The 8,225-nt window shown below is 51.8% G+C and carries 5 protein-coding genes; all 5 read right to left on the bottom strand.

What is annotated here, in order from left to right:
* Positions 1–371 (bottom strand): hypothetical protein (locus tag Q0Y09_RS12365; protein ID WP_297722218.1); only part of this gene is annotated, 371 nt, incomplete at its 3' end.
* A gap of 9 nt (positions 372–380) precedes the next feature.
* Positions 381–3,074, bottom strand: coding sequence for a BREX-1 system adenine-specific DNA-methyltransferase PglX (gene pglX / locus Q0Y09_RS12370; protein WP_297722221.1), 2,694 nt, complete (start codon positions 3,072–3,074; stop codon positions 381–383).
* Between the two features lie 43 nt (positions 3,075–3,117).
* Positions 3,118–6,843, bottom strand: a complete 3,726-nt coding sequence (gene brxC / locus Q0Y09_RS12375; RefSeq protein ID WP_297722225.1) for a BREX system P-loop protein BrxC — start codon at positions 6,841–6,843, stop codon at positions 3,118–3,120.
* 12 nt (positions 6,844–6,855) lie between these two features.
* Positions 6,856–7,344 carry a DUF1788 domain-containing protein gene (locus Q0Y09_RS12380; protein WP_317380531.1) on the bottom strand — a complete coding sequence of 163 codons (489 nt, stop codon included), beginning with the start codon at positions 7,342–7,344 and terminating at the stop codon, positions 6,856–6,858.
* Between the two features lie 102 nt (positions 7,345–7,446).
* On the bottom strand, positions 7,447–8,046 hold the full coding sequence (locus Q0Y09_RS12385) for a DUF1819 family protein (RefSeq protein WP_297722230.1): 600 nt from the start codon (positions 8,044–8,046) through the stop codon (positions 7,447–7,449).
* Positions 8,047–8,225: the final 179 nt, after the last annotated feature.

The following is an 8,225-nucleotide window of genomic DNA, read 5'->3' on the forward strand; positions in this document are numbered from 1 at the left end:
AAATATGGGGAAATCGCAATTCCGCTTCCAATGTTCTCTACTTGCAGTTTGAAAACATGATTCTCCAGAGTCATTCCGGTTGGAAAGGCCACTTTTTCCATCCCTGCGCTCATTCCAATAAGATTGAAAATTGGCAGCAGACCCAACCTAACACTTTCTTTCTGTTCAAGCATTACTTGATCGTGTTCCTTTGCTTGTTGATCAAGCTGCTTCTTACTTTCTTCCGCCTGCTGTTTTAATGCCCTATTTTGCTCCCGATGTGAAAAAAATAGCGTTATCCCCATTACTAAGAGAGGAATCAGTGCACTAATAATAATGGAGCGCCAGTCCTGCGAATTGATAATTTCAACAGAAAACTTGAACTGTTCCATTTATTCACCTCACACCAGCGGATGCCACTTGAAGTCCCATGAGGTTTCATAGGAGTCCCAATCATTCTTTGAAATAAAAATGTTATCTTGTACTAATTTGTCTACAACTATGGTGTTAATGCCATCAAAAATAAAGGGTAACTGTCCGATATTACCTCCCTGATAGTTCACTGTTGGGTTTACCATATTCAGAATTGCATATGCAATTGGAGAATTACAAAATGCGAGCACTAATGTATAGTACTCTGGGGGTGTAAAGAGCGCAGGCCCAGCAATATCAGATAAATTATTCATTTTTGAACGAAATGCAGGTTTTCCTGTGGTAACTAATGACCATGAAATAGCGGGTCTGAATTTATATTCCATAGGGTAATCTTGGGCATTTCTTTTTTCTAATTTTGCTTTCCCAAATACAACTTCTCCACCGTTTTCCCAGTCTATCAGATAATCTTCATTTCCATACCAACGCCGATACTCGCCACCCTTGTTATACGGAAACCACTTAGCATGAGATCTGGTTGCATCTTCTGCACTATTAGCAGTCAAATTAGTACATCCGCTACTAACTTCCCACCATAGTCTTAAGAAACGCCCATTATCACCGGTCATTATCCCTGTACGCGGCATAGCATAAGTAGAAAGAGATTTTCCTATTTCAAAGCAAGATAGCATATTTTTACTCACCCAATACGCCACCGGGGAGCCGGGGATTTTGGAGAAGTTGGACTGGTCGGCGGCATGACGGTTTTCACCGGCGAGGAACATATCTTCTTTTCCCTGCTGGGTGGTCGGCTCGATCAGGCGGCAATATTCGCCCTTGTAGCTTGGAACATGGCTCTTTCGGATAACAAACGATGTGGTCTGTACCACTTCGCCTCCAATCTCTTCAAAGGCTCGTGCGCCGAGGTGTGCCATATTCACGAAATCCGCCGTCAGGAGCAGTTTGGTACGCAGTTTCTCAAAGCTGGAGAGGAACATCCATGCGTGCTGGGTAATCATGGCCTGATAGCCACTGCTTTTCACCATCTGACCGCAGCGCTCCATAAACACAGCGAACAAATCTGCCTTGCTGTCAGGGAAGTTCTTCTTTACATAGTCGTTGACCTTTGCACCGGCGTTGCTGACTGCCATATACGGCGGGTTCGTCACCACCACATCATACTTCTGCGCCAGTGCCTGTCCCACATTGATCAGGTGTATCAGCTTCTCAGCTGTACTCTCCACGCCGATGCTGTCCAGCGTGATCTGACTGACCACATCTATACCGGCCACATAGCGGCGCAGCAGGTCCCATTCGCAGTTTTCCACCCGCAAAATGGAGCCGTACTCCTTGGCATCCCGCAGCGTTTCCAGCAGATTCTCCAACTGCATCCGGGCAGTGTTCTTTTCCAGCTCGCTCATGCCTGCGCCAAAGTAGTCCAGATGGGCACGGTGGATTCCGTTGCTCTCCTGGATGGCAAGCACATGGGGCTGGATGCCGCGGGTCAGGATACGGCGGTCATACTGGCGTGCCTTCATCATCACCGCAAAATAGGCAAGCTGGGCGGCGCGCTCGTCAATATCCAGCCCGAACAGGTTATTGGCCAGAATAGACTGCGCGGCATCCCGCTGGGTATAGCCCTGGGACTCGTAGATCTGCATCAGCACATCGAAGGCATAGACCAGAATGTGACCGGAACCCATGCAGGGGTCGATGATCTTGATGTCCTCCGGATTCAGCGCGGCGTATTCCTGACGGATCTCCGCAAGCTGTGCCTCCACCTCAGGCTCCTGCTCCGCCTCCTCCAGATAATAGCGCCAGTTTTCTTTAAGCCCGTCGTTGGGATGCCCCTCCACCCACAGGCGGCCCAGAGAGTTTTCCACCATGTACTTGACGATCCAATCGGGGGTAAAGAGCTGGGTAGCGGCGGGGATGCGCTCCTTGGTGATCTTGACATTTTTCTTCAGCAGGGCGAAGGTGTCGTCCTTCAGCTCCGAGTTGTAGTACTGATACAGCCAGCCGATGATCTCCACCTGGCCCTCTTGAGAGACATCAAAATTGCTCTCGGGAATATCATTCACCAGCCGATAGACCACGCCGTCCCGGTCAGTAAAGGAGATGTTCAGCAGAAGCTCGGTATAGTCTTGGCCGTCTACCTTTTGGAACAGGTTCGGCAAGATCTCATGCAGGGCGTCGCACTGCTTGACAAACAGCAGTCGGAACAGGGCGTCCATGTCCTCCTTCTGGCCGCGATCCTTCCACTGGATGATGGCATCCCGCTCCTGAGGCGTGAAGTCAAACTCCGCATCGAAGGGGGTGGAAAGAATATCCGGCTCCAACTTGCCTGCCAACTCAGAAGACAGCACACGGATGCGGGAGGGCAGATAGTCATTGACCTCCATGAAACGGATGGCGATGAGGCGGTTGAACCAGGTGTAAGCCACCTGCTCCACCATATAGTTGTAAGCGGTTTTGTAGTCGCTGTCCCGCTCTTTGTCGCGGATGGCGCTCACCAGAGCGTCGCGCTTTTTGATCTCGTCGCCGGAGATGGAGGCCGGCGTGCCGGTACCGGCATCGAAAAACTGCATATCGCGGGTGGACTGGGGCAGCGGCTCCTGAATGCCGTCCGGACGCACGCCGACCAGGCCACAGCGGTCGGCAACGCTGCGAATCAGGGCATTTCGTGCCCAAACGGAAAAATTCTTAATTGCGGTCTTATCCATAAACTTAACCCCTTATCTGGCGCGCGGCCGAAGTTGGTAGTCATCAGAACTCGATGTTCACGGTGGTGTCCTCTTCCAGAACGCCCAGCAGTTTGGTGCGCAGTTCGCGGAGGTATTTGTCGATGTCCTCCTCGGTCTTGATCTGCCAGGAATACTGGGAAGTGACGCTCTTGATGCTGATGCTCTTTTTCTTCTCAATCTTGACAGACTTGACCGGTTGAACCGGCTGGACTGGCTGAATCGGTTTCTGCGCGGGCTGGATCGGCGCGGTACCGCCGCTTTTCACATCCGCAGGAGCAGCGGGCTTTGCCGCAGCTGCTTCCGCCGCCTGTGCTGCCCGAGCTACCGCCTCTGCCGCGGCCTGCGCTGCGGCCTGAAGCTTGGATTCAGTCTCGGCGATCTCGTTGAGGTGGCGAATCTTGAGGGCGTCAGCCTCCACCTTGATATTCTGGAGGGTTGCCACATTGTTGCAGGTGTCCGCCTTTTCCCGCAGTTCATTCCACGCACTGACATAGCGATCGGACAGCTTCTCACGGCACTGCTTGCCCTCCAGCTCGTCAAAGACGCGCTTTCGTGCGTCAGCAATGGCGGCCTGGATGGGCGCTTCGATCTCCTTGCACATGGCCACATAGCGGCTGGCGAAGGTGTCCAGCAGGCCGGGTAGCTTATAAATTTCGCCGTAGGGAGCAGTCTTCGCCATGATGCCCTTGATCTGGGAGGCGATGCTCTCGATTTCCTCGTTGACGATGAAGGTCTTGCTGTCCTCGTAGATCTTCATGTGGCGGATGGCTTTCTCGAAGATCTGCAGCTGCTCACCTTCGTAAAATGCCTTCATCGGCTCGTAGTCTTGGGCAAAGTCCAGATAATCGTCCTGTTTGTCGTACATGGCCTTGAAGAACTCAGCGGGATAGGTCAGGCCAATGACCTCGTTCATCAGAGCCTTGCCGGTGCGGACGACCGCGCGGCCAGGATACTGTGGGTTGCTCTGCTGGCGGATCTCCAGCTTTTCCAGTTCGTTCTTCAGGTCACGGCTCTTGCGGATAAAATCCGCCATGGTGGTATCTTCGTTATCGTCCGCAGGGGTAAGGCCAAACAGCTCCCGCATGATCTCGCGGACGGCCTTTTTGTGCTTTTCCGGGGTGACTTCCCGATACTCCATCAGTAGCTTTTCAGGATACTCCCGCTTGGTGAGATAGCGGATGATCTCCTCGTCACTCTTGTTCATGAGCGTGATGGGTTCACTGCTGACGAACATGGAGATCTTACCGTCCTTGAACAGCTTGGCCACCAGATAGCGCACATCGTCCTCAATGAAGCCATAGGGGGCCTTCATATAGCGGTCGTACAGCGTCTTGAGGGAGGTGCGGGCATGACTGCGGGTTGTGTTCAGGTTCAGGTACTCCTCCAGATCGGAGAGAGCCAGCTTATTGATGACCACGCCGCCGTCCAGCTTCAGCTGGTATTGGGCGGAGGACTTCAGAAGGCTGCGGATCGTGCCCTCGTTGGTGGCGGTGTCGATGTAGTTGAGCTTATAGTACACGGCGGCGATCAGCTTACCGATGCCTTCATTGATGCGAGTGGAAATATCCTTGCCGGAGAGCTGGAGCTTATCGCCATTGACGAAGATGACCGCTTCCCGCAGGGCAGCTTCCAGGAAAATGCGTGCATTGTTTCTCCGCTCCTTTTCCTCCACGGTTTTCATCTGGCGGATCTGCTCAAATTTAGCCAGCGTGTTGGCAGCGCCCCGCGTCAGATATTTGTGGATTTGCATGGCTTGCCGCAGCTCGGTCATAAACTCGCGGTCATCGGGCAACACCACCAGAACGCTGCGCTCCTGTCCGGAGAGCATCCGCATGGTGGCTTCATCGGAACGCATATCCCAGTCCGGCGTGATAATTTTCAGAGAGATATCATAATTCTGGTTGGCACGGTAAGGCCGGTCGTCCACAAATTGATTGAAGCCGAAGGTGTAGCGGCCATTCATGGCAGGATAGCGATACTTCTTGGTATCATAGAGGTCATCGAAGATCATCTCGGACACAGCGCCGATGACCTCGGCGATCTCCACATTTTCGGCCTCGATGTCCCGCTGCACTTCCTGCTCTTCGTCGGTCAGGAAGACGTAGATATCACCGTTCTTCTGCACCAATGTCTGCTTGACCAACATCTTGAGGGCGTCTTCCACCTTCTGCTGCAAGCTCATGCGGTCGGCGTCCACGCTGTCGATCATCAGCGAGGTGATCTGCTCCACATTGGCAGTGATCTCCTTGACATACTTGATCATAAACAGGACTTTGAGCACATTGACATTGAAGCACTCCGTTTCCCGGTCAGGGTTCAGGTAGTCATTGTCCCATGCTTTGTAGATAACACCGCGATAGCTGTGATCCAGGAACTTCTCCAATGCGTCATAGAACATATTGAAGGGCACCAGAGCACCTTCACTTTCATTCATCAGCCGCACTGCGCTTTCCTTGAACAGGGCCAGCATCGAGCGTTCGCCCTCGGCAAGATGCTTGCCGGATGCGCCGTGGGTACGGATGGAGGTCAGCACGCTGCCCAGCAGGTTGAACTGGTAAGGCACAAAGGGATACACGGCAGCGAAGTTTTCCCGGCTGGTATAGAGCTTCTTTTCCACGCCGTCGTTGAAGATGATCTTGTTTTTGATGTCGGTCTCCTTCTGGTCATAGAGCAGAGCCAGAGTATCGTGGCCAGCATCACTTTTCTCCAGAATTCTCTTGCGGATGACCTCATCCACATTGGCAGAGGATAGGGACAGGCGGGTATCGAAGCGACCCTGGATCTTGGAGAAGTCATTCTTGTTGTGGCTGATCTCTTTTGCCACCGAGTCAATGTCCTGCTGGCTGGTAACGATGATCCATGCCTTGCCCTGACATGCGGTGCCCAGATCCTCGGTCACGGTCTGGAGATTCAGCATCAAATCGCGGCTGTCTCCTATGTACTGGCCGATCTCATCGATCAGGAAGACGACATGGTGGTTCTCACCCTGCTGGTCGATGTAGCGCTTGATAAGTTTTGCAAAGTCCTCGATGCTCTTGCGGTCGATGCCGTCCATTGCCTTCTCGCACCAGTTGCGGGCGGCTTCCTCACTCATAAACTCGATTGCGACAAGAGCATCAACCACATCGTCCTGAATGAAGTCAAACTCATTGCGTGCTTCCACCCAGGGCGAACCATTGATGCTCTCAAATTCTGTTTTGAACTTATCATACTGCCCCTTTTCGGACAGGCTTCGCTCCAGATCTGCGATGACGGAGTTGGACTCGCAGAAACCCTGTCTCCCATTGAAAACGCGCAAAAGGACGGACACAATGGCGTCCTTGCTCTGCTTGCCCTGTATCTCACTCTTAGAATCAATATTGAAAAGGATCACATCTGCAGGGGTGTCGGCAGCAAGCTTCATATCTGCCAGCACATAAGGATCAGTGATCTTTTTATCGTCCACAAAGTAGTCAATGGCACGCTTGCCATCGACCTCACGGTTATCCAGCAAATAGGAGAGTATCTTCAGGAAGTGAGATTTACCGCTTCCAAAAAAGCCGGAGATCCACACGCCCATCTTATCCGTGTTGCCCACGATACCGGTTTTATAATTTACGAAGAAATCCGCGAAATGCTTTTGCAACTCGCGGGTCACAACATACTCAGACAGTTCCTGCTGAACATTGGCGTCATCGCCCTGGCCGACCTTGATAACTCCCTTGATGTCGCGGTCAATCTGCTTGGCAAACATATCCTTGATCTGCATATTTGCTCCCCCTTATCCTCTGACGAGCTGGAAAGCTCGGTAATAATTGTCGTCCTTTGCCTCTTTGTCGCCGAACAGGATCAACTCCTGACCGTCGTACTTACCGGGGTAGAACATAACCACAGGCACATGATCCACCACCTGATGAAGATTGTTCAAAATCTTATGGGAGCGCAGAATGGGATAGATCTTTCCGACACCGGTGAGGAATACCACGCAGCGGTCTGGGGTGTTGTCCCGGATATGCTGCACGATCAGGCTGTCATCTCCGGAGATGCGGAGCAGGTTTCCTACCGATTTGGTAATTCGATCAAATCCCTTGCGCTTTTCAAATTCAAAGCACTTTTCCAGATAGCCCTTCTCCAGAAGAATGTCGATAACCATATCGTAGAGGTCGTATTCGATGATCTGGAAGCTGCTGTTGGGGATGTTGTACTTGGCTTTCATCTCCGCAATGCGGCTGCGCACCACCAGTTCTTGTTCGGCGGGATAATCGAACACATAATATCCGACCTCATTGCCAAGTCCTTTATTTTCCAGAAAACTGGGCTGTCGGATCACAGTTTCTGCTTCATGCAGCCGTTCTTCCAATGTTCGTGCCAATTATCTCACCCCCGTAAAAATAGAAATACAAACACCGAAACCGGCTTGCTGTAAATACGCTTTCAGCTCCTCAGTGAGCAGTGGCGGCGTCAGCGTCTTGGTATTTCCGCTGCGGAAAAGTAGTCCGCCCTCGGAGAGATAGTTGATATAGCTATTGCGGAGCTTCTTGAGGGTATAATCCTTCCAGCCGGCCATTCCTTCGTCCTGATCTTGCTTACGCTTAAAGAAGGTATTAAAGTCGGCATCCCTCAGCTCGAAATCTCCCATCATGACCTTCTCCCGATAAACCTCGCTCATAAACTCGGCCAGCAGCCGGTCGGTCTGCATGATGGCAATAAACGCTATCAGCTTCATGGTAGCCATGTCGCTGTTGCAGAACAAAGCCACGCCCTGTCCATCCAGCGTCTTGGCTCTGCGGGTCACCGCACCATAAATCTCCTTGGCTCGGTATTCCTTGGCTACATCGAAGAGGTTGTCCTCCAGTGCTTTGGTGCGGATCTCCTCATAGCTCATCCCCCGATTGAGAAGGCTCATTACTTTTTTGAATTCCACATACCAGAACGGTCTGGAAACCGCACTGGCACTGTAAACCTGTTCCATTGCTTCCACTCCTACTTCTCGCTTGATAATCGCCTTCTACAAAACTATCTACCGGGCGGATTCAGGAAGTGAACTGAACCAGTAAAAACGGACAGTGACAAAATACCCCCTGATGTAGGAAAATAGACTACATCAGGGGGTATCGTTATGCGGAAACGAAATTACACACAGGTTCAGGG

This window comes from Intestinimonas sp. (assembly GCF_026169115.1).
GTDB lineage: Bacteria > Bacillota > Clostridia > Oscillospirales > Oscillospiraceae > Intestinimonas.